Origin of the sequence: Neisseria sp. S1, from assembly GCF_048060015.1 — a bacterium.
Classification (GTDB): domain Bacteria; phylum Pseudomonadota; class Gammaproteobacteria; order Burkholderiales; family Neisseriaceae; genus Neisseria; species Neisseria arctica.
On record NZ_JBLUPI010000005.1, the window covers coordinates 92,323 to 113,717 of the forward strand.

The 21,395-nt window shown below is 44.2% G+C and carries 18 protein-coding genes; 17 read left to right on the plus strand and 1 reads right to left on the minus strand.

Translation table 11 applies throughout. The features are described 5' to 3' along the window. The first annotated feature begins 1 nt into the window (after position 1). Positions 2-982 (plus strand): signal peptidase I, encoded by a 981-nt coding sequence (lepB, locus tag ACEPPX_RS05155; protein WP_416623263.1) that lies wholly within the window; start codon positions 2-4, stop codon positions 980-982. Between the two features lie 332 nt (positions 983-1,314). Further along, positions 1,315-2,496 (plus strand): acetyl-CoA C-acetyltransferase, encoded by a 1,182-nt coding sequence (locus tag ACEPPX_RS05160; RefSeq protein WP_416623203.1) that lies wholly within the window; start codon positions 1,315-1,317, stop codon positions 2,494-2,496. Between the two features lie 90 nt (positions 2,497-2,586). Here ACEPPX_RS05160 and aroA read toward each other — a convergent pair whose 3' ends face one another. After that, on the minus strand, positions 2,587-3,882 hold the full coding sequence (gene aroA / locus ACEPPX_RS05165) for a 3-phosphoshikimate 1-carboxyvinyltransferase (RefSeq protein ID WP_416623204.1): 1,296 nt from the start codon (positions 3,880-3,882) through the stop codon (positions 2,587-2,589). A 106-nt stretch (positions 3,883-3,988) separates the two neighbouring features. Between aroA and cmk the strand changes: the two genes are divergently transcribed. From cmk to nrdB, 15 genes are all read left to right on the plus strand, one after another. Further along, the gene (gene cmk / locus ACEPPX_RS05170) at positions 3,989-4,648 is read left to right on the plus strand and encodes a (d)CMP kinase (RefSeq protein ID WP_047761641.1); all 660 of its coding nucleotides are present in this window, start codon (positions 3,989-3,991) and stop codon (positions 4,646-4,648) included. A 160-nt stretch (positions 4,649-4,808) separates the two neighbouring features. Further along, positions 4,809-6,494 carry a 30S ribosomal protein S1 gene (gene rpsA, locus ACEPPX_RS05175; protein WP_416623205.1) on the plus strand — a complete coding sequence of 562 codons (1,686 nt, stop codon included), beginning with the start codon at positions 4,809-4,811 and terminating at the stop codon, positions 6,492-6,494. A gap of 9 nt (positions 6,495-6,503) precedes the next feature. Then, complete coding sequence (locus ACEPPX_RS05180; protein ID WP_047761642.1) at positions 6,504-6,812, plus strand: integration host factor subunit beta; 309 nt, start codon at positions 6,504-6,506, stop codon at positions 6,810-6,812. Between the two features lie 164 nt (positions 6,813-6,976). Next, the gene (gene zapE, locus ACEPPX_RS05185) at positions 6,977-8,155 is read left to right on the plus strand and encodes a cell division protein ZapE (protein ID WP_416623206.1); all 1,179 of its coding nucleotides are present in this window, start codon (positions 6,977-6,979) and stop codon (positions 8,153-8,155) included. 54 nt (positions 8,156-8,209) lie between these two features. Next, positions 8,210-8,635, plus strand: a complete 426-nt coding sequence (ndk, locus tag ACEPPX_RS05190) for a nucleoside-diphosphate kinase (RefSeq protein ID WP_416623207.1) — start codon at positions 8,210-8,212, stop codon at positions 8,633-8,635. A gap of 233 nt (positions 8,636-8,868) precedes the next feature. Next, the gene (rlmN, locus tag ACEPPX_RS05195; RefSeq protein WP_416623208.1) at positions 8,869-9,963 is read left to right on the plus strand and encodes a 23S rRNA (adenine(2503)-C(2))-methyltransferase RlmN; all 1,095 of its coding nucleotides are present in this window, start codon (positions 8,869-8,871) and stop codon (positions 9,961-9,963) included. 4 nt (positions 9,964-9,967) lie between these two features. After that, positions 9,968-10,732: a type IV pilus biogenesis/stability protein PilW gene (gene pilW / locus ACEPPX_RS05200; RefSeq protein WP_416623209.1), complete on the plus strand. Its 765-nt coding sequence runs from the start codon at positions 9,968-9,970 to the stop codon at positions 10,730-10,732. After that, positions 10,732-11,625 carry a RodZ domain-containing protein gene (locus ACEPPX_RS05205; protein WP_416623210.1) on the plus strand — a complete coding sequence of 298 codons (894 nt, stop codon included), beginning with the start codon at positions 10,732-10,734 and terminating at the stop codon, positions 11,623-11,625. Before pilW ends, ACEPPX_RS05205 begins: the two co-directional genes overlap by 1 nt. A 6-nt stretch (positions 11,626-11,631) precedes the next feature. After that, positions 11,632-12,900, plus strand: coding sequence for a flavodoxin-dependent (E)-4-hydroxy-3-methylbut-2-enyl-diphosphate synthase (gene ispG / locus ACEPPX_RS05210; protein ID WP_047761648.1), 1,269 nt, complete (start codon positions 11,632-11,634; stop codon positions 12,898-12,900). Positions 12,901-12,987: 87 nt separating this feature from the next. Next, positions 12,988-14,283 carry a histidine--tRNA ligase gene (hisS, locus tag ACEPPX_RS05215; RefSeq protein WP_416623211.1) on the plus strand — a complete coding sequence of 432 codons (1,296 nt, stop codon included), beginning with the start codon at positions 12,988-12,990 and terminating at the stop codon, positions 14,281-14,283. After that, entirely contained in the window at positions 14,284-14,913 is a 630-nt protein-coding gene (locus ACEPPX_RS05220) for a YfgM family protein (RefSeq protein WP_416623212.1), read from the plus strand. It abuts the gene before it with no gap. Positions 14,914-15,035: 122 nt separating this feature from the next. After that, positions 15,036-16,496 carry a ribosome biogenesis GTPase Der gene (gene der / locus ACEPPX_RS05225; RefSeq protein WP_416623213.1) on the plus strand — a complete coding sequence of 487 codons (1,461 nt, stop codon included), beginning with the start codon at positions 15,036-15,038 and terminating at the stop codon, positions 16,494-16,496. Positions 16,497-16,831: 335 nt separating this feature from the next. Then, positions 16,832-17,113, plus strand: coding sequence for an RNA chaperone Hfq (gene hfq, locus ACEPPX_RS05230; protein WP_047761652.1), 282 nt, complete (start codon positions 16,832-16,834; stop codon positions 17,111-17,113). A 345-nt stretch (positions 17,114-17,458) separates the two neighbouring features. Next, positions 17,459-19,738 (plus strand): class 1a ribonucleoside-diphosphate reductase subunit alpha, encoded by a 2,280-nt coding sequence (gene nrdA / locus ACEPPX_RS05235; RefSeq protein WP_047761653.1) that lies wholly within the window; start codon positions 17,459-17,461, stop codon positions 19,736-19,738. A 351-nt stretch (positions 19,739-20,089) separates the two neighbouring features. Further along, on the plus strand, positions 20,090-21,223 hold the full coding sequence (gene nrdB / locus ACEPPX_RS05240; protein ID WP_047761660.1) for a class Ia ribonucleoside-diphosphate reductase subunit beta: 1,134 nt from the start codon (positions 20,090-20,092) through the stop codon (positions 21,221-21,223). Positions 21,224-21,395: the final 172 nt, after the last annotated feature.

Here is a 21,395-nt window from a genome sequence, read left to right on the forward strand (position 1 = left end):
GATGAGTACGACATTGATCATGGCTGCCGTCGCCGCGTTTGTTGTGGGGTTGATTTTATTTTTCGCCAGTAGCAAGCAACGTGAGGCGAACGGAGAATGGAGTGGCGCACTTCAGTGGGGTTATTTGTTGATGATGGTGGGTGTGTTCGGCCTATTGTCATCAGTCATGAGTTTTACCGCCGTATTGCTGATTTTTGTGTTGTTCACCGGTATTATTTGGTTCGTACATAAGGGGCTGCAGCGTAATCCGAAGCATACCGACAGTAATCATTTTACCGATTATATGAGCGGTTTTTTTCCGATTATCCTGATTGTGTTTGTATTGCGTACGTTCGTGGCTGAGCCGTTCCAAATTCCTTCTAGCTCCATGCGTCCGGGTTTGGTAGTGGGCGACTTTATTTTGGTAAACAAATTTTCTTACGGTATACGCTTGCCGATTGCCAATAATGTTATTGTGCCGGTAGGTGATGTAGAGCGTGGTGATGTCGTAGTATTTAGTTACCCGGAAGATACTAAGATGAACTACATCAAACGTGCGGTCGGTATACCTGGTGATGTAGTCGAATACAAAAATAAAGTTTTGAGTATTAATGGCCAAGCGGTTGAGGATAAGGTTATCGGAACCCGCAGCTATGCAGAAAAAACCAGGCAGGGCATGGTAGAAATCAGTGCGGATGCTTTTCAGGAAAGCATTGGTAGCCATCAGTTTGAAATATTAAAGATGGCTCAAGTACCAAGCTTTTTACCTCAAGGAGTACGTGAAGATTTTGCTTTCAGAAATCAGTGTGAGTATGCCGAAGATGGTTCGTGGTTCCGCTGTACTGTGCCTGAAGGACATTACTTTATGTTGGGTGATAATCGGGACAATAGCGAGGATAGTCGTTATTGGGGATTTGTGAATGATAATTTGATTGTTGGTAAAGCATTTTTCATTTGGATGAATTTTGGTGATATGAGCCGTGTCGGTACCCGTATCGAATGATTTTCCAGATGAACCGATATTAATTAAGTATGGCGGAGCGGGCGATACCGTTCCGCTTTTTTTGCGTTTATAGCTACCAAAATATTAACAATGGGATATTTTTGAAAAATTTTATTAATAAAATCATTTCAATTGGTTGATATTGGCTTCCTGTTTTATCAGGCCGTCTGAAAAATATTGTTGAATACAGAAAAAGTTACAGACCACGTGGGAAGTATTTTTGAAAAATAGTGATGGTGTGATTGGCAAGGTAATGATTTATCCGTTATTGTATGGTTTATTTTTATGTTTGAAATCGGGTATTTACTCGAAATGATAATGAGGGAACGGCTATGACACATGTTGCTATTGTCGCTGCGAAACGTACGGCTGTCGGCAGTTTTCTGGGAAGCCTTCGCAATATCGGCGCGCCGGAGTTGGGAGCACTAGTTATTAAGGCGGTTTTGGATGAAGTAGGAATAGAACCGGCTTTGGTGGATCAAGTAATTATGGGAAATGTGCTAACTGCTGGTGTAGGGCAAAATCCGGCAAGGCAGGCTGCATTGGCAGCGGGCTTGCCGGTTGAAGTACCGGCTGAAACCTTGAATGTCGTATGTGGTTCGGGCTTGCGGGCGGTACATTTGGCAGTACAGAGCATCGTTAGCGGGGAAGCGCAGATTGTTGTTGCCGGCGGCCAAGAGTCAATGTCGCTGGCACCGCATTATTTAAACGGTTTGCGGGGCGGACAAAAAATGGGTAACGGCACTTTGGTCGATAGCATGGTTTCAGACGGCCTTACCGATGCTTATCACGGTTATCATATGGGAATAACGGCTGAAAATATTGCCGAAAAATTAAATATCAGTCGTGAAGAGCAAGATGGTTTTGCGTTGGAATCCCAAAAGCGTGCGGCAGCTGCCCAGGCAGCCGGAAAATTTAAAGATGAGATTGTGCCTGTTTCAATACCGCAGCGCAAAGGAGAACCTTTATTATTTGAGGAAGATGAATATATCAAACCTGATGCTGATGCGGCTGCCATGGCAAAATTGCGCCCGGCATTTAAAAGTGATGGCACGGTAACGGCAGCTAATGCTTCTGGCTTGAATGATGGGGCAGCAGCGGTTTTATTGATGAGCGCCGAAAAAGTGAAGGAATTAGGCATACGGCCCTTGGCTTGGATTAAGGCGTATGCGGCAACAGGAATTTCACCTGAAGTAATGGGGTTGGGGCCAGTAGCGGCAGTACGGAAAACATTAGAAAAAGCAGGTTGGCAGCTTGAGGAGGTGGATTTAATTGAGGCAAACGAAGCATTTGCCGCGCAAGCTTTGGGTGTTGCCAAGGAGCTTGGCCTGAATCTTCGGAAAACTAATGTAAACGGTGGCGCGATTGCGATTGGTCATCCGATAGGTGCGTCGGGTTGCCGTATTTTAGTAACCTTGCTGCATGAAATGAAACGTCGTGATGCGCAAAAGGGTTTAGCTACCCTGTGTGTCGGTGGTGGAATGGGTATCGCTTTGGCGGTTGAACGCCATTAAAGCATTAGATACTAGAAATACAAAAAACGGTTCTTTTTAAAGAACCGTTTTTTGTATATATAGATTGTTGAATATGCCTAGTTATATTTTTCAGGCGGCGGTTAGTGAGTTGAATACTTCGAAATAAGTGGGGAAGGTTTTGTGCGTGCACTTCGGATCATTAATGATGATCGGTACGCCTAAAAGTGATACTAAAGAAAAACACATAGCCATACGGTGGTCGTCATATGTATCGATTTCAGCATCGGCAACTAATTGTGCCGGTGGGATAATGTGGATGGCTTCAGGTTCTTCTGATACGGTAGCGCCGACTTTTCTCAATTCCGTAGCCATAGCCGTAATACGGTCGGTTTCTTTTACCCGCCAGCTTCCGATATTGCGTAATGTGCAAGGTGCTCCGCTTGCCAGGGCAACAATTGCCAAGGTCATTGCTGCGTCGGGAATATGGTTTGCATCCAAATCGAAGGCTTTTACTGGGGTGTTGATAGGACGTGAAACTTCGATAAAATTATCCCCCCAATTAACAGTGGCGCCGATCTTTTCCAATTCGAGAGCAAAAGCTATGTCGCCTTGGATACTGTTTTTCCCTATCCCTGTTACACGTATTGGCGTACCGGATATTAAGCCTGCGGCCAGAAAATACGAAGCACTGGAAGCGTCACCTTCTACATGTACAACATCCGGCGCATGGTAGCGGCTGTTGGCCGGAATTTTAAAACGGCGATATTCTTGGTTCTCAATATGAATACCAAATTGAGCCATTAATTTTAAGGTAATATCAATATAAGGTTTGGAAATCAGCTCGCCTACCACCTCGATTTCAAATGTTTCGCCCGTGAGCGGCAGAGCCATCAGAAGAGCGGTAAGAAATTGGCTGGATACATTCCCTTTAATCGGAATAATCCGGGTGCTGTTATCTGAACGTTCGTTAATTTGTAGCGGCGGATAGTTTTCATTACCTAAATAGCGGACATCTGCTCCTGTGATACGTAAGGCATCAACTAAGTCTCCGATTGGCCGTTCATGCATGCGCGGAACACCGTGCAAATGATAATCGCCGCCCAATATTGCTAATACGGCTGTTAGCGGGCGGAAAGCCGTACCTGCATTGCCTAGAAACAAATCGGCGCTACGGTTGGGGAATGAACCTCCGCAGCCGTGTATTTTCAGACGGCCTGCTTCTAAAAAATCGATTTTTACCCCTAATGCAGCCAGAGCCTCAAGCATTCGATCCGTATCATCTGATTTGAGTAGGGAGTGGATTTCACAAATATTATCGGATAGTGCCGCTAATAATAAAGTCCGGTTGCTGATACTTTTCGAGCCGGGAAGTGCAACGGTAGAAGGTTTTAAGATGGCGGCAGGCAGGTGGATGCATTCGGTCATAACAGCTTTCTAAATCGGTAAAATTTAAGAAAATACGAAGATGGAGCAAATAGTGTAATTTTGTTATTATGCCAAGAATTGTGCCAATAGAATATAGAGAAACTGCATGGATTTAATTCAAAACGTTATCGCCATCGATGGCCCCAGTGCTTCAGGCAAAGGAACTGTTGCTTCGCGTGTGGCAGCTGCTCTCGGGTTCGATTATTTGGATTCGGGTGCACTATATCGTTTGACGGCATTATATGCTCAAAAGAAAAACGTAGATTGGAATGATGCCGAAGAAGTGGCAAAGCTGGCTAAAGACTTACCGATAGAATTTGATGGGCAAATTGTGAGACTGGCGGGTGAAGATGTTTCTAAGGCAATCCGCCTTGAAAATATCGGTATGGGTGCATCGGCAGTCGCTTCGTTGCCGCCTGTGCGAGAGGCTTTGCTTCAGCGTCAACGTGATTTTCTTACTGAAAAAGGTTTGGTAGGCGATGGCCGTGATATGGGTTCGGTTATTTTTCCAAATGCAGTATTGAAAATTTTTCTGACGGCTAGTCCCCAAGTTAGAGCCGAGCGTCGGGCGAAACAATTGGGGCTGCCTATTTCTGGTTCGGATTTTGACCGTATTCTATCTGATATAGAGGCGCGGGACGAGGCCGACCGCCGACGTCCGGTAGCACCATTGGTGCAGTTGCCGGATGCTAAACTTTTGGATACATCAAATTTGACTATTGAAGAGTCTGTAAAAAAAGTACTTGATTGGTATGGTGAAAAATAAAAATTAATGTATAATTTACCGTTATCCGTTCAGACGGCCTTAATTTGTTTCGCAAGGCCGTCTGAAAAGCTTTAAGAAGTACCGTTTGCTGCGCCAAGGGCGGTAAACGTCCGTTAAACCAACCCCCGCACGCCTTGGCAGTGTATTGAAAAGAGATATTATGACTATGGAAAATTTTGCCCAGTTATTGGAAGAAAGCTTTACCCTTCAAGAGATGAATCCCGGTGAAGTGATTACTGCCGAAGTGGTGGCAATCGACAACAACTTCGTTACCGTAAATGCCGGTTTGAAATCAGAATCTCTGATTGACGTAAGCGAATTCAAAAACGCTCAGGGCGAGATTGAAGTTAAAGTTGGTGACTTCGTTACAGTAACCATCGAGTCTGTTGAAAACGGCTTCGGTGAAACCAAACTGTCACGCGAAAAAGCCAAACGTGCCGCTGATTGGATTGCGCTGGAAGAGGCCATGGAAAACGGCGACATTCTGTCTGGTGTTATCAACGGCAAAGTTAAAGGTGGCTTGACCGTTATGATCAATAGCATCCGCGCATTCCTGCCGGGTTCTTTGGTTGACGTGCGCCCCGTAAAAGATACTTCACACTTTGAAGGCAAAGAAATCGAATTCAAAGTTATCAAATTGGATAAAAAACGTAACAACGTGGTTGTATCGCGTCGCGCCGTTTTGGAAGCTACTTTGGGTGAAGAGCGTAAAGCCTTGCTGGAAAACCTGCAAGAAGGTTCAGTGGTTAAAGGTATTGTTAAAAATATTACCGATTACGGTGCATTCGTTGATTTGGGCGGCATTGACGGCTTGCTCCACATTACCGACTTGGCATGGCGCCGCGTGAAACATCCGAGCGAAGTTTTGGAAGTCGGCCAAGAAGTAGAAGCCAAAGTTCTGAAGTTCGATCAAGAAAAACAACGCGTATCTTTGGGTATGAAACAATTGGGCGAAGATCCTTGGAATGGCTTGGCTCGCCGTTACCCGCAAGCTACCCGCCTGTTTGGTAAAGTGTCCAACTTGACCGACTATGGTGCATTCGTTGAAATCGAACAAGGTATCGAAGGTTTGGTACACGTTTCGGAAATGGATTGGACCAACAAAAACGTACATCCGAGCAAAGTGGTTCAGCTGGGTGATGAAGTAGAAGTGATGATTCTTGAGATCGACGAAGACCGCCGCCGTATTAGCTTGGGTATGAAACAGTGCCAAGCTAATCCGTGGGAAGATTTCGCCGAGAATCATAATAAAGGCGATAAAATTTCAGGCGCCGTTAAATCTATTACTGACTTCGGCGTATTTGTAGGCTTGCCTGGTGGTATCGACGGCTTGGTTCACCTTTCTGATTTGTCTTGGACCGAAGCCGGTGAAGAAGCTGTTCGCAAGTACAAAAAAGGCGAGGAAGTTGAAGCCGTTGTATTGGCTATCGATGTCGAAAAAGAGCGTATTTCTTTGGGCATCAAACAGTTGGAAGGCGATCCCTTCGGTAACTTTATCAGCGTAAATGATAAAGGTGCTTTGGTAAAAGGTACTGTTAAATCAATCGATGCCAAAGGTGCGGTTATCGCTTTGTCCGATGAAGTAGAGGGTTACCTGCCTGCTGCCGAATGGTCTAGTGAGCGCGTTGAAGATTTGCGCAATGTGCTGAAAGAGGGTGATGAAGTAGAAGCCGTTGTGGCAACCGTTGATCGCAAAAACCGCAGCATCCGCCTGTCTGTAAAAGCCAAAGATGCTAAAGAAAACCGTGACGCTCTGAATTCGGTAAATTCTGCAGCTACAGCCAACGCTGGTACAACCAGCTTGGGTGATCTGCTGAAAGCCAAATTATCAGGCGAGCAAGAGTAAGGTGCGGTAATGACCAAATCCGAGCTTATGGTTCGCTTGGCTGAAGTATTTGCCGAGAAGAATGGTAATCAATTGGTGGCTAAAGATGTTGAATACAGCGTAAAGGTTTTAGTGGATACTATGACCCGTTCGCTGGCAAAAGGCCAACGTATTGAAATCCGTGGATTCGGAAGCTTCGACCTTAATCATCGTCCGGCACGTGTAGGACGTAACCCGAAAACAGGTGAAAAAGTGGAGGTACCCGAGAAGTATGTGCCCCATTTCAAACCTGGTAAGGAATTGCGTGAACGCGTAGATCAGGCATTTTTAGGTAAGTAAGAAATTTGTAATATAAACGCCGCAGTAATGCGGCGTTTTTGTATTGCGAAAATTTTATTAAAAAGAGAGTAATTCTTCATTGTTGAAAAAATAGTAAGCAATAGACTTCATGCCGTCTGAAATACTTTATAATGACCATTTGATTTCTGTAACGAATGGTTGATATGAATAATAATGAAAACCGTTTTACCCCACCGGATTTTGTCAATCACAGTCCGTTGACTTGGTACCAATCTGCTTCGGAACAACCTGCTTTTATCAAAGATGCAGCTCAAGCCAAAGCTATAGAACACCTAGATAAATTGTGGACTGAGCTTATGCTTTTCAAGCGTAAGCGCAACCGTTTTTTAGGACGGAGTTTACGTTCTCCACAATTGCCTAAAGGCCTTTATTTTTACGGAGGTGTAGGGCGTGGTAAAAGTTTCTTAATGGATGTTTTTTATGGCTGCCTACCGTATCGGCGTAAGCGGCGAGTTCATTTTCATGCTTTTATGGCAGAAGTTCACCAGCGTATGAAGGTGTTAAAAAGCGAGCCTAATCCTTTGAAGGCGGTGGCAAAGGAAATCGCACGAGAAACCCGAGTATTGTGTTTTGATGAATTCCATGTTAGCGATATCGCTGATGCTATGATCTTGGGCCGTTTGCTAGAGAATTTATTTGATGAGGGGGTAGTGTTGGTTGCTACTTCAAACTACGCACCTTCGGAATTATATCCTCAGGGGCAAAATCGCAGTAGTTTCTTGCCAACAATCGCTCTGTTGGAGGAAAAACTAACTGTACTAAATGTGGATGGGGGTGAAGATTACCGCTTACGTACTTTAAGACCTGCAGAGGTATTTTATGTGCCGGCTTCATTGGAGGCGGAGCAAAAGCTGGCTGAGCTTTTTAAAGGTGTAAGCGGCGGAGTAAGTAAAAAACCTCATGTCGTGACCATACTTGATCGGGATATCATGTGTAATGCGCGTAGTGAAAAAGCCATTTGGTTTGACTTTCGTGCATTATGTTTCGGCCCTCGTTCTCAGGCTGATTATCTGTATCTGGCCGAGAATTACGAAATGGTATTTTTGTCTGGTATTGAGAAAATGGATGAATCCCAGCGTGCGGAAGCTCGCCGTCTTACTTGGCTTATCGATGTCTTATACGATTTTCGAGTAAAACTGTGTGCAACTAGCGAGGTGGCTGCCGAAGAAATTTATGTTGAAGGTGATTTTGCTAATGAATTTGTGCGTACGGTTAGCCGGATTGTAGAAATGCAGTCGCAAGAGTATTTGTCTTTACCGCACCTTACGTTGGGAATGGATAAAAAATCTGCAAACAACTCACAAAAAATACAGAAATCTTGATAGAATACAGCGCCGTATTAATTAATAGTCATATTTTATTTGAGGAGTAGGTAAATGGCGATTGAACGTACCATTTCGATTATCAAACCCGATGCGGTAGCAAAGAATGTTATCGGTCAGATTTACAGCCGTTTTGAAGAGAATGGCTTGCGTGTTGTTGCTGCAAAAATGAAACACTTAAGTGAAAAAGAAGCTCAAGCTTTCTATGCCGTACACAAAGAGCGCCCCTTCTTTAATGACTTGGTTGCTTTCATGACTAGTGGTCCGGTTATGATTCAAGTGCTTGAAGGTGAAAATGCTGTTGCTAAAAATCGTGAATTGATGGGTGCAACCAACCCGAAAGAAGCTGCTGCCGGTACTATTCGTGCTGATTTTGCAGAGTCAATCGATGCGAATGCCGTTCACGGCTCAGACAGTTTGGAGAATGCAGCTATTGAAATCGCTTACTTCTTCAGCCAAAGTGAGATTTGTGCACGCTAAATGCTCTTAAATATCTTGCAAGGCTGTCTTGATTTAATCAAGGCAGCCTGAAGGTTTTTAAATTAAAGCCACTTTGCTTCTTTGTTGGTGTTTTCTTGTGAATTCAGTACAATGCGGTGAGGTGGTGTTTAATCTGAATACCTGCTTTTAGTCAAGCGGTCGGGTATTTTCGATATATTGAATATTTCAATATTTACCCTGACTGATATGGCGAGAATTATTACAAGAATTACATGAAAACCAATCTCCTGAATTTTGATTTAAACGGTCTGACGGAACACTTCTCTCAAATGGGAGAGAAACCTTTTCGTGCTAAACAGGTTATGCGTTGGATGCATCAATCGGGTGCATCTGATTTTGATGAGATGACTGATTTGGCAAAATCTCTGCGTACCAAGTTAAATGCGGAAGCTTGTATTCAAGTGCCTGAGTTAATGATGTCACAAGAATCTTCAGACGGCACGCGCAAATGGTTGCTGGATGTGGGCACAGGAAATGGCGTAGAAACGGTATTTATCCCGGAGGCCGAGCGCGGCACTTTATGTATCTCCTCTCAGGTAGGTTGTGCATTGGAATGTACATTCTGTTCGACGGGCCGCCAAGGTTTTAACCGTAACCTGACAGCTTCTGAAATTATCGGTCAGCTTTGGTGGGCCAATAAGGCTATGGGGGTTACTCCAAAAAATGAACGTGTAATTTCTAATGTCGTCATGATGGGGATGGGTGAGCCGTTGGCAAATTTTGATAACGTTGTCACCGCATTAAGCATTATGTTAGATGACCATGGTTACGGGCTTTCGCGCCGTAGGGTAACGGTTTCCACTTCAGGAATGGTGCCTCAGATGGATCGTCTGAAAGAAGTGATGCCGGTAGCCTTAGCTGTATCTCTGCATGCTTCTAACGATGCTGTACGTGATACTATTGTTCCACTAAATAAAAAATACCCTTTAAAAGAATTGATGGCAGCTTGCCAACGGTATTTGGTAAAAGCTCCCCGTGACTTTATTACATTTGAATATGTTATGCTTGACGGGGTAAATGACTTAGCTAAGCATGCTTATGAGTTGATTGATTTGGTTAAAGATGTACCGTGTAAATTTAATCTAATTCCTTTTAATCCATTTCCTAATTCGGGTTATGAACGCTCCAGTAATGAGAATATCCGGATTTTTAAAGATATATTGCAGCAAGCGGGTTTTGTGGTGACGGTACGTAAAACACGCGGAGATGATATTGATGCCGCTTGTGGTCAGTTGGCTGGCCAAGTGCAGGATAAAACCCGCAGGCAGCAGAAATGGCAGCAGTTGATTGTAGATCAAAAAGGGTAAGATCATGAGATTGAAATTCTGGCAGCCTTTGTTATTAGCGGTACTCTTGAGCGCTTGTGCGAGTAGTGGTTCTTCCAAGCCTAGTGCTAAAGAGCGGGCTTTGCAGGTTTCAAATATTAAAACCCAGCTGTCGGTTGAGTATATGAGGGCACAAGACTACCGCCAAGCTATAAAAAGTATTGACGAGGCCTTGGCATCTGATAGCCGTAATGCGAATGCTTGGTTAGTACGGGCACAAATTTATCAATACTTAAAAGTCTCTGATAAAGCTCAAGAAAGCTTTCTGAAAGTTTTAGATTTAAACCCAAATAGTGCAGAAGCCAATAACAATTATGGTTGGTTTTTATGCAGTATGCAAAATAGGCCGTCTGAAGCGATACCTTATTTTGATAAGGCTCTTGCCGATCCAACCTATCCCAACCCTTATGTTGCTTACCTGAATAAAGGGATATGCAGTGCTAAAACCGGCCAATATTCTTTATCTGAGGCATATTTGGAAAGAGCATTGGCTACTGAGCCGCGCTTTTATCCGGCAATCAAAGAATTGGCCCGTACAAAATATTTAGCAGGGCAGCTTAGCGATGCGGATTATTATTTCAGACAATATCAAAGCAAAGTGGATATGTTGTCGGCAGATGATTTATTGCTGGGATGGCGGCTGTCCCGTGCGTTAGGTAATATTCAAGCAGCATATGAGTACGAAGCACAATTGCGTGCGAATTATCCTTATACCGAAGAACTTCAAATGATTACAACAGGACGTTTGTAATGACTGATAACCAACAACAAAACGAACAGCTGTCGGGTAACGCGGCACAAGAATTGGGGCAGAAATTGAAAAATGCCCGTGAAAAGCGTGGTTTTTCAATTGGAGAAGTGGCTGAGCGCCTGAAATTACCGGCCCGCCAAATCGAAGGATTGGAGAGCGGAAATTATGAAGGTTTGCCAGAACTTGTATTTGTACGAGGTTTTTTGCGTACTTATGGTCGGTTTTTAGAGTTGGATGACCAAGAGGTGGCCGGCTATCTGGACCGCATTATGCCGCAAGCTCGCAGCAATACTTATGCCGTACAGCGTGAAAAAAATTCAGACGGCCTGAATTATCAACAAACAACTGTGAAAAAGCCTTTTCCTGCATGGGTTATTGGTCTATTGGGAGTTGTGGCGATTGCCGGCGGTATTTATGCATGGCAAAGCAAATCACAGGCGGAAAGTGCAAAACAGGCTACTGAAAGCCAAGTGGGCTTAGGAGAGGTTGCAGAACCAAATCTGAAAGCTAGCAATGTTTCTGTAGTTGCCATGGCAAGTGAAGAGAGTGCTTCGGTAGCTGCGCCTGCAGCTGCTTCTGCAACTACTGCATCAGCAGCCTCTGAATCTGTGTCATCGGCATCAGCGGTAGCCGAAGTCGGTACGATTGCATCAAATGAGTTGGTCGTAAAGGTGCGTTACCGTTCGAATTTGGTAATTAAAGATAAAAATGGGCAATTTGTTATTAACCGTATTGTCCCAGCCGGTAGCGAACACCGTTTCCAAGGCGGTGCGCCTTATGATGTATGGATTGGTTATGCAGTTGGCGCAAGTGCCAATTATGGCGGTAACGATATTAATGTAGGTCAGCATATGGTGACTAAGAAAACTTCTTCATTCAAAGCAGGACAGTAAACCGTAATGAGTACTATGCCATCTCGCCGTGCCACTTATCAGGTAGAAGTTGATCACATTACCGTAGGTTCTGAATCTCCGGTCGTAGTACAATCGATGACCAATACGGATACTGCCGATGCGGCCGGTACGGCAGAGCAAGTAAAGGCTTTAAGTGATGCCGGTTCCGAAATGGTACGTATTACAGTCAATAGTCCGGAGGCTGCTTCCAAAGTAGCAGAAATACGCCAGCGTTTGGATGATATGGGATGCCAAACACCGTTAATTGGGGATTTTCACTTTAACGGTGAGCGTTTGCTTGCAGAGTTTCCTGATTGTGCAAAAGCTCTGTCAAAATACCGGATTAATCCAGGCAATGTCGGTAAAGGTGCGAAAGGCGATGAGAAATTTGCTTATATGATTCGTACCGCTGCCGAACACAATAAAGCAGTCCGTATTGGGGTTAACTGGGGCTCGCTGGATCAGAGTTTGGCCAAGAGAATGATGGATGCCAATTTGGCTTCGGCAAACCCCAAAAGCCCCGATGAGGTGATGAAAGAGGCACTCATCGTATCAGCGCTTGAGTCGGCACAAAAAGCCATTGATTTAGGCTTGCCTGAGAACAAAATTATTTTGTCTTGTAAAGTAAGCTCTGTACAGGATTTGATCCAAGTTTATCGTGATTTGGGGGCGCGTTGTCGTTTCCCGTTGCACTTGGGCCTGACTGAAGCCGGTATGGGCAGTAAAGGTATTGTTGCTTCGACTGCGGCATTGGCGGTTTTATTGCAAGAAGGCATAGGCGATACTATCCGCATTTCGCTAACACCGGAACCGGGTAGCTCTCGCACGCAAGAAGTTGTGGTAGCGCAAGAAATTCTGCAAACAATGGGTTTGCGCTCATTTACACCGATGGTAACTGCCTGTCCGGGTTGCGGACGCACGACCAGCACGGTATTCCAAGAGTTGGCTCGTGACATCCAGCATTATTTACGGGAACAAATGTCGGTATGGCGTTGGCAGTATCCGGGTGTGGAAAGTTTGAATGTTGCTGTAATGGGGTGCGTGGTAAACGGCCCGGGTGAAAGTAAATTAGCCGATATCGGTATCAGCCTGCCAGGTACAGGGGAAACCCCGGTTGCCCCTGTTTATGTGGATGGTGAGCGAAAAGTTACACTCAAGGGCGATAATATGGCCGAAGAATTTTTAGCCATCGTACAAGAGTATGTGGAAACCAATTACGGAGAAGGCGGAGCGAAACGCTCAACTAAACGTGTCATTCCGATTCAGTCTTCTTAATATGTAATACTGGAAGGCCGTCTGAAGCTGTTTATGCTTTCAGACGGCCTCAGACATAGATTTATTAAAGATTAAAGATAGTGTGATATGGGAAAAAAAATCCAAGCTGTAAAAGGCATGAATGATTTACTGCCGGTGGAGCAGAAAGATTTTAAATTAACCGCTGCTTTGTGGCAGAAATTCGAAATGACCGTGAATAATTGGACACGGCGCTACGGTTACAACCAAATTCGTACACCTATCGTAGAGCAAACAGGATTGTTTGTCCGCTCAATAGGCGAAGAAACTGATGTTGTAGGAAAGGAAATGTATACGTTTTCCGATTCTAACGACAAGCTAAGTTTGACATTGCGCCCCGAAGGCACGGCATCATGTTTGCGTGCGGTCGTTGAGCATAATCTGCTGTATAACGGTCCTATGAAGCTTTGGTATATGGGACCGATGTTCCGCCGAGAGCGTCCTCAAAAAGGGCGTTATCGCCAATTTCATCAGGTAGGTATCGAAGCCCTAGGTTATGAAGGCCCTGATATTGATGCTGAGATTATCGCCATGTGTGCAGATTTATGGTGGGAGCTTGGTATTTCCGATTTACTTAAATTGGAAATTAACAGCTTAGGGAACAGGGAGGAAAGGTCTGTCCACAGAGAGGCGTTAGTAGCATATCTTGAGCAGCATGAAGCCATTCTGGATGAAGACAGCAAACGCAGAATGTATACAAACCCTTTGCGCGTATTGGATACTAAAAATCCGGCGCTGCAAAAAATGGCAGATGAAGCCCCCCGCTTGAGTGATTATTTAGGCGAGGCATCTCGTGCGCACTATGAAGGCTTCAAAAAATTTCTTGACGGCTTGGGGGTCGACTATTATGAAAATCCCCGTTTGGTTCGAGGCTTGGATTATTACAACCAAACCGTTTTTGAGTGGACAACAGACAAACTAGGCGCACAAGCGACAGTATGCGGAGGCGGCCGTTATGACGGTTTGATTGAAGAGTTGGGCGGAAAATCTGCACCTTCTATCGGATTCGCTATGGGTGTAGAACGTTTGCTTTTGCTAGTGAAAGAATTTGGTAGTTTGCAAGTAGATGCGGCAGCAGATATTTATGCCATATATCAGGGTGATGGTGCTGCCTTGCAAGTAATGCGGTATGCACAAAAGTTACGTGCTGCAGGTTTTGATGTAATTCAGCATTGTGGAAGCCAGAGCTTGAAAGCACAGATGAAAAAGGCGGATGCCAGCGGAACTCGTTTCGCATTAATTGTAGCCGGGGATGAATTGGCTACAGATACCGTTACACTAAAAGATATGCGGGGCGAAAGAGGGCAAGTTACTATTGCCTCGGCAGATTTGATTAATACTTTACAAGGATGGAAACAGGCGTAAATGGCAACTCATATCCAAGATCAAGAGGAACTTGAGAACTTCAAATATTTTTGGAAAAGCTGGGGGCGGTGGCTGTTTGCAGCATTAGTATTGGCTGCGTTGGCTTATTTTTCCTATGTAATGTATCAACGCCATCAGTTTAACCAAAATCAGGAAGCGGCGGCAGTAATGGCTGGGCTGGTGGAAAAAGCTCAAAATAAAGGTGATGAACAAGCCATTAATGCCGATTTACAGCAGCTTCAGCAAAATTATCCGGCCAGTATTTCGGCAGCACAGGCAACCCTAATGGTGGCAGCCGCTGAATTTGATAAAGGCCGCTATGATGCGGCAAGTAATCATTTAAATTGGGTATTGAAAAATCAAAAAGCTCCTTTGGTTCAAGCTATTGCCGCACAACGTTTAGCCGTTGTGCAGTTACAAGAGAAAAAATATACCGAAGCATTGGCAACATTAAATATACCGGTGGATGAGGCGTTTATATCGCTCTTTTTGGAAACCAAAGGTGATGTTTATGCTGCGCAAGGTAAAAATAAAGAAGCTTTGGAGGCTTACGAACAGGCATTAACAAAGTTGCCTAAAGAAGCTCCAAACCGAGAATTATTGCAACTTAAAGCTGACCAATTTAAATAATTTTCCTGTGGTATTACTGTAAAGACAGTGTATTGCTCAAAGGAGTGCATAACAGGCTTGCAAAGAGATCATCTCATGCAAGCCCGTTGTGTTTTAACCTGAATTCATACGTTGAGAATATTATGAAACCCACTATTGCCTTAGTAGGCCGTCCGAATGTCGGTAAATCGACATTATTTAACCGTTTAACCCGAACAAAAGATGCATTGGTTGCCGACATGCCCGGTTTGACCCGCGACCGACATTACGGGCATGGTCGTATAGGCAGTAAACCTTATTTGGTTGTTGATACGGGTGGTTTCGAACCGGTTGTTGACAGTGGTATTCTGCATGAGATGGCCAAGCATACTTTACAGGCAATTGATGAGGCAGATGCCGTTATCTTTTTGGTAGACGGTCGTAACGGACTGACACCGCAAGATAAAATTATTGCCGATCGCCTCCGTCAAAGCCCTCGGCCGGTTTTCCTAGCTGTTAACAAAGGAGAAGGGGCCAATCGTGCCGTGCTGGCTTCTGAGTTTTATGAACTGGCTTTAGGTGAGCCTGTTGTGATTTCAGGGGCGCATGGAGATGGTGTTTATCATTTGATAGAAGATGTATTAGAACACTTTCCTGACGTCGAAGAGGAAGTTGAAGCCGCCAAGCATCCGGTATTTGCCGTTATTGGCAGGCCGAATGTAGGTAAGTCGACTTTAGTAAATGCCATTTTAGGCGAAGAGCGTGTGATTGCTTTCGATATGGCGGGTACGACGCGTGACAGTATCCATATTGATTTTGAACGAGAGGGAAAGCCGTTTACCATTATTGATACGGCAGGCGTTCGTCGTCGCGGCAAAGTAGAAGAGGCAGTAGAAAAGTTTTCTGTAATCAAGGCTATGCAAGCTATCGAAGCTGCTAATGTAGCCGTATTGGTACTGGATGCGCAGCAGGACATTGCTGACCAAGATGCGACTATTGCCGGTTTTGCGCTGGAGGCAGGGCGTGCTTTGGTAGTTGCCGTCAATAAGTGGGATGATATTGATGAGGATCGGAAAAACCAAGTAAAGCGTGATATTGCCCGCAAGCTGTATTTCTTGGATTTTGCCAAGTTCCATTATATTTCTGCTTTGAAGGAGAGGGGAATTGACGGCCTATTCGGCAGCATTCAAGCTGCGTATGATGCGGCAATGATTAAAATGCCCACGCCGAAAATTACCAGAGTATTGCAAAGTGCGCTGGAACGCCAGCAACCGCCGAGAGCTGGCTTGGTACGCCCGAAAATGCGCTATGCACACCAAGGTGGTATGAATCCTCCGGTAATTGTAGTCCACGGTAACTCTTTACAGCATATTTCAGATGCATATACGCGCTATCTGACACAGACTTTCCGTAAAGCCTTTAATCTGCAAGGTACGCCTTTGCGTATTCAGTACAATGTTTCGGAAAACCCATATGAAGAAGCAGCCGATAAGCCTAAGAAAAAACCTTTGCGTCGGGTGGCTTTAAGCAACCGTATCGAAAAGCGTGAAGGGCGTAAAGAAGAGAAGAGCCGTTTTAAAAAGAAAAATAAAGTCAGCATAAAAAAATTACAGGCTAAAAAATAGTTAACTATGCCGTCTGAAATCAGGAACTTTCAGACGGCATAGCTTTCTGACATAAGCGACTGCTGTGTTTATGTCGTTAATTTAAAAAAATGTAGTCAACCATCGGCTTTTATAGTGCCATATTGCCTTTGGAAATTGTGGTATGTATTTGGAAAAATACGCCCCGGGTGCTATAAGCCTATTAGCCGGCCATATCTGCAAACCTCGTTTATAGTTGAGGATAATCATAAATGTTTGCAAAATGCACTATAAAAGTGTTGGTAAAAATTCGCATTCAAGGCTACAATCAGACGGCAATTTCCCGAAACTTTTAAAACATAATAACGGAGTATAAAATGACCGCTAAAGGACAAATGTTACAAGATCCTTTCTTGAATGCTTTGCGCAAAGAGCATGTGCCGGTATCGATTTACTTGGTAAACGGTATCAAACTGCAAGGCCAAGTAGAATCTTTTGACCAATATGTGGTTTTATTACGCAACACATCAGTTACCCAAATGGTTTATAAGCATGCTATTTCTACCATCGTGCCGGCACGAGCGGTAAGCCTTCAGCATGAAAACCGCCAGCAGCAGGCTGCACCGGTTCAAGTAGAAACCACACAGCCGGCAGAATAAAAACAACTTGTGTTGAGTGTAAACAAAAATACCTTACTTAACGGTAAGGTATTTTTGTTTTTGGTATTGGAAATAGCCTCAATGAGTAAAGGCTATTTCTGTTGCACTTTAGAGTGTTTACAATTCTTAACTTTTAAATGAGAAAACGGCTAAAGCAAAGCTGGCAATCTGCAAGCATTGAGCATGCAAGGACTTATGCTATTAAGCATGAAAAAGCTCAAACGAAGAGAGTATTTTTTTCGTATCTTGTCAAGACTGGCAGGCCGTCTGAAATTACTTTATATTGTGGTCTGTCTCTTGTGATACTACTGTATCTTGTGTTTTAACCTCAGTCGGAAATTTGTTATGAATGCAGCCGCCAACCTTAAAGTAACCAAACGTGACGGGCGTTTGGAGGATATTAATCTCGATAAAATCCATCGTGTAATTACTTGGGCGGCAGAGGGGTTGAATAATGTATCCGTATCACAGGTGGAATTGAAGTCACATATTCAATTCTACAACGGCATCCGTACCGATGATATTCACGAAACCATTATCAAAGCGGCGGCCGATTTGATTTCTCAAGAAACACCCGATTACCAATATTTGGCCGCCCGATTGGCCATTTTCCATTTGCGTAAAATTGCCTATGGCCAATTTGAGCCGCCTCATCTTTATGAACATGTGGTGAAGTTGGTTGAGGCGGGAAAATACGATCGTCATTTGTTGGAGGACTATAGTCGCGAAGAATTTAATGATCTCAATGACTATATTGACCATGAGCGCGATATGTCGTTTTCCTATGGTGCAGTCAAACAGCTGGAAGGTAAATATCTGGTACAGAACCGGGTCACCCGTGAGATTTATGAAACTCCGCAGTTTCTTTACATCTTGGTGGCTATGTGTCTCTTTGCCAAATATCCGAAAGAAACCCGCTTGAGCTATGTGAAGAAATTTTACGACGCCACCAGCTTATTTAAAATTTCTCTACCCACACCGATTATGTCGGGAGTTCGCACACCGACCCGCCAATTCTCCAGCTGCGTACTGATTGAGTGCGACGATAGCTTAGACAGTATCAATGCCACTACCAGTGCCATTGTAAAATATGTTTCCCAACGTGCCGGTATCGGTATCAATGCCGGACGCATCCGCGGCTTGGGTAGCGAAATCCGCGGCGGAGAGGCGCAACATACCGGTTGTATTCCGTTTTTCAAAATGTTTCAGGCGGCAGTTAAGTCATGCTCGCAAGGCGGGGTGCGAGGCGGGGCAGCTACTTTGTTTTATCCGCTTTGGCATATTGAAGTTGAGAGTTTGCTGGTACTGAAAAATAACCGGGGTGTAGAAGATAACCGTGTGCGCCAATTGGATTATGGCGTACAAATCAACCGCCTGCTTTATACCCGTTTGATTAAAGGTGGCGATATTGCATTGTTCTCACCGCAAGAAGTACCCGGTTTGTATGATGCTTTCTTTGCTGACCAAGACGAATTCGAGCGCCTGTATACAAAATATGAGCAAGATCCGAATATTCGTAAACGTGTGGTGCCGGCAACCGAGCTTTTTTCTATCCTCATGCAAGAGCGCGCGGGAACAGGCCGTATCTATATTCAAAACGTCGATCACTGTAATACCCATAGCCCGTTTGATCCGCGCGTCGCACCTGTCCGCCAGTCTAATTTGTGCTTAGAAATCGCCTTGCCGACCAAGCCTTTGAACGATATTAACGATGAGAACGGCGAGATTGCCCTGTGTACTTTATCTGCCTTCAATTTGGGTGCACTGGAAAGTTTGGATGAGTTGGAAGACTTATCCGATTTGGCGGTGCGTGCATTGGATGCCTTGCTTGATTATCAAGATTATCCGATTAAGGCTGCCCGTATCGCAACCATGAACCGCCGTACTTTGGGTATTGGTGTAATCAACTATGCTTACTATTTGGCGAAAAACGGTGCTCGATACAGCGATGGTTCTGCATTGGGCCTAACCCACCGTACTTTTGAAGCAATCCAATACTATTTGTTGAAAGCATCTGTTCAACTGGCAAAAGAATATGGAGCTTGCCCACTGTTTCACGAAACTACCTATGCCCAAGGCAAACTGCCAATTGATACCTACAAAAAAGACTTGGACACTATTTGCCAAGAGCCTTTACAGCTAGATTGGGAGAGCCTGCGTGCCGATATCGTGAAATACGGATTGCGTAATTCTACGTTGACTGCACTGATGCCGTCTGAAACCAGTTCTCAGATTGCTAATGCAACCAACGGTATTGAACCGCCGCGCGGCTTGGTATCTGTGAAAGCATCCAAAGACGGTATTTTGAAACAAGTGGTACCTGAATTTGAGCGTTTGCGTAATGCTTATGAGTTGTTATGGCAAATGCCGGGTAATGATGGTTACCTGCATTTGGTGGGTATTATGCAGAAATTTGTCGACCAAGCGATTTCCGCCAATACCAGCTACGATCCCCAGCGTTTTGAGGGCGGCCGCGTGCCGATGAAACAGATGCTGAAAGACTTGCTCACCGCATATAAATACGGTGTGAAAACCTTGTATTACCACAATACCCGCGACGGTGCCAACGATACCCAAACCGACCTGCAGGATGACGGTTGTGCGGGTGGTGCGTGTAAGATTTAATTAGAAATCAAGTTGTTCGGGTGTGTGAATAAGGCTTCAAAGGATTAGGAAGCCTTGGCTTGTCTTATCTAGAGCTCTGGTTTCTCAGTTACTCAAAGCTTTATTTGCATATGTAATTTGTTATTTTTATAAAAATATTTATGCAAAAAATATTTGATCATTCTTGGTTGTCTGCCTTCTTTTTTATGGGCTTTTTAGCTTTAATAATCTTTATTGTATATAGAGCACAAAGTATTAAGGTTTCTCATACTAATAAAGAAGGGAGCGCAACTATATTTGAATATAAAAGTAAATAAGTTATACCTCTAAAAGATTTGAATTGGATAAATCATGTCCTGCGAACATTTAGTTATGTCATACAGCACTTTCAGTAAAGAAAAAAATAATGCATTGCTGGAGCCGATGTTTTTCGGACAGCCGGTGAATGTGGCACGTTACGATCAACAGAAATACGAAATTTTTGAAAAGCTGATTGAAAAGCAATTATCTTTTTTTTGGCGTCCGGAAGAAATAGATGTATCGCGCGACCGTATCGACTATCAAAATCTACCCGAGCATGAACGGCACATTTTTATCAGTAATTTGAAATACCAAACCCTGCTTGATTCGATTCAGGGACGTAGCCCTAATGTCGGTTTGCTGCCGTTGGTGTCGATTCCGGAGTTGGAAACTTGGATTGAAACTTGGTCTTTTTCGGAGACCATTCATTCCCGTTCTTACACCCATATTATCCGCAATATCGTGAACGATCCTTCAGTGGTATTTGACGATATTGTTGATAATGAATATATCATCCGCCGTGCGGAAGATATTGCCTGCTATTACGATGATTTGATCGAATATACCCAGTACTATAATTTGCTGGGTGAAGGGCGGCATCAGGTAAACGGTAAAACGGTTTCTATCAGCTTACGCGAGTTGAAGAAAAAACTGTATTTGTGCTTGATGTGTGTGAATGTGTTAGAAGCCATCCGCTTTTATGTATCGTTTGCCTGCTCGTTTGCCTTTGCGGAGCGGGAGTTGATGGAAGGCAATGCGAAGATTATTAAGTTGATTGCCCGTGACGAAGCATTACATTTAACCGGTACGCAGCACATGTTGAATCTGATGCGTAGCGGGGCAGATGACCCTGAGATGGCGGAAATTGCCGCCGAATGCGAAGGCGAATGTTTCGAGTTATTTAAAAACGCAGCGATGCAGGAAAAAGAGTGGGCCGAATATTTATTTAAGGATGGTTCGATGATCGGCTTGAACAAAGAGATTCTCAGCCAATATGTTGAATACATTACCAATCTGCGTATGCAGGCAGTAGGCTTACAGCCGGCCTTTGAGAAAGCCAGTCAAAATCCGATTCCGTGGATCAACGCTTGGCTTTCTTCCGATAATGTGCAGGTAGCCCCTCAAGAGGTCGAAATCAGCTCTTATTTGATCGGGCAGATTGATGCCGAAGTGAAAGTAGAAGATTTAGGGGATTTTGAGTTGTAAACTTTTTGAATAACAGGCCGTCTGAAACAGTTGTGGTTACGGCAGCTTTTCAGACGGCCTTTATTTTTATAAAAATTTATGTAGCCCGGATCTTGAAGCTATATTCAAATGATTCATTAAAACGTCATCGTTTTTTTATAATCTTTTAAGACGGTATTTACCATCTGAATCG